The following is a 1268-nucleotide window of genomic DNA, read 5'->3' as shown; positions in this document are numbered from 1 at the left end:
GTTGCTGACCATTGTCTTCAATATAACCTGCACCTCGGTTCTCATTATTTTGCGCTAAAGCCTGTTGCAGTTGTTCTAATGAGATATTCAGTTGCTGCATCCGGTTTAAATCGGGAGAGACCACATAGGTTTTTTCAAAACCACCAATACTGTTGACCTCTGCAACTCCCTTAACACGTTGCAGTTGAGGACGCACAATCCAGTCCTGAATCTCACGCAAATCCATCGGCGTGTATGCAGTTCCATCCGGCTTTTTCGCATTCGGATCTGCCTTCAGTACCCATTGATAAATCTCACCGAGACCCGTAGAAACGGGGGACATCGTCGGTGCGATTTGTGCAGGCAACTCAGATTGCGCCTCCTGTATCCGTTGGTTAATCTGCTGACGGGCCCAATAAATATCAGTCCCATCTTTAAAGACAATGGTGACTTGAGAGAGTCCATAACGGGATATGGAACGGGTAAGCTCCAGATCCGGAATGCCAGCCATGGCATTTTCAATGGGATAGGTAATCCGCTGTTCGACTTCAAGCGCAGTAAAACCCTTGGCTTGAGTATTAATCTGGACTTGGGTATTGGTAATATCGGGTACAGCATCAATCGGGAGTTTCTGATAGCTATACACCCCGACCGCAATCCAGGTACAGACAAAGAGCAACACCCAAATCGCATTTTGTATGGAAAACTGAATGATTCGTTCGAATAAACCTTCTGGTTTTGGCAGATCAGAATTAATGTTCATGGCCTGCCTCGTCTTTTTCTAATTCAGATTTCAACAAGAAACTGCCTTGAGCGATATACTTCTGCCCTTCAGTCAGCCCAGAAATCACTTCAAGCCATTGTCCATCACTTGAAGCCTGCCCCAATTGCACTTTCTGTGCTTTTAAGTGGACTTGACCTTTTTGTTCTGAATCTACGATGAAAATACTGTCTTCACCTTCAATACTTTGCAGCGCAGACTTTTGAATCCGAAGGGCTGATTTTGCTGTAGCTTCCGGAATCAACACTCTCACTAACACATTAGAACGCAACTCAGTAGCTTGCGCATCGAGTTTTGCGCGCACCACCAGACGCCCTGTTTGTACATCTGCCTGAGAGGTTAAGCTTTGTACAGTAGCTTTATAGATTTGATCTGAATCATTCACTTTAAAGTCAATTTTTTGCCCGGCTTGCAGTTGACCTGAGAATTGATTCGGCAAATTAAACTCAAGCCATAAATCTTTCAGCTGTTCAATGACAAAGAGCTGATTAGCCAGTTGCACATTTTC

General features: G+C 44.6%; 2 protein-coding genes. Both read right to left on the bottom strand.

All coding sequences use genetic code 11. The features are described 5' to 3' along the window. Positions 1 to 742 (bottom strand): efflux RND transporter permease subunit (locus ACNPNW_RS05405; RefSeq protein WP_180161025.1); only part of this gene is annotated, 742 nt, incomplete at its 3' end. Continuing rightward, a partial coding sequence (locus ACNPNW_RS05400; RefSeq protein ID WP_448766661.1) for an efflux RND transporter periplasmic adaptor subunit occupies positions 732 to 1268 on the bottom strand: 537 nt, incomplete at its 5' end. The genes ACNPNW_RS05400 and ACNPNW_RS05405, both read right to left, overlap by 11 nt.

It is taken from the genome of Acinetobacter endophylla, assembly GCF_053543775.1.
The sequence above is the reverse complement of the archived record's forward strand: the minus strand, read 5'-3'. Positions and strand labels throughout refer to the sequence as shown.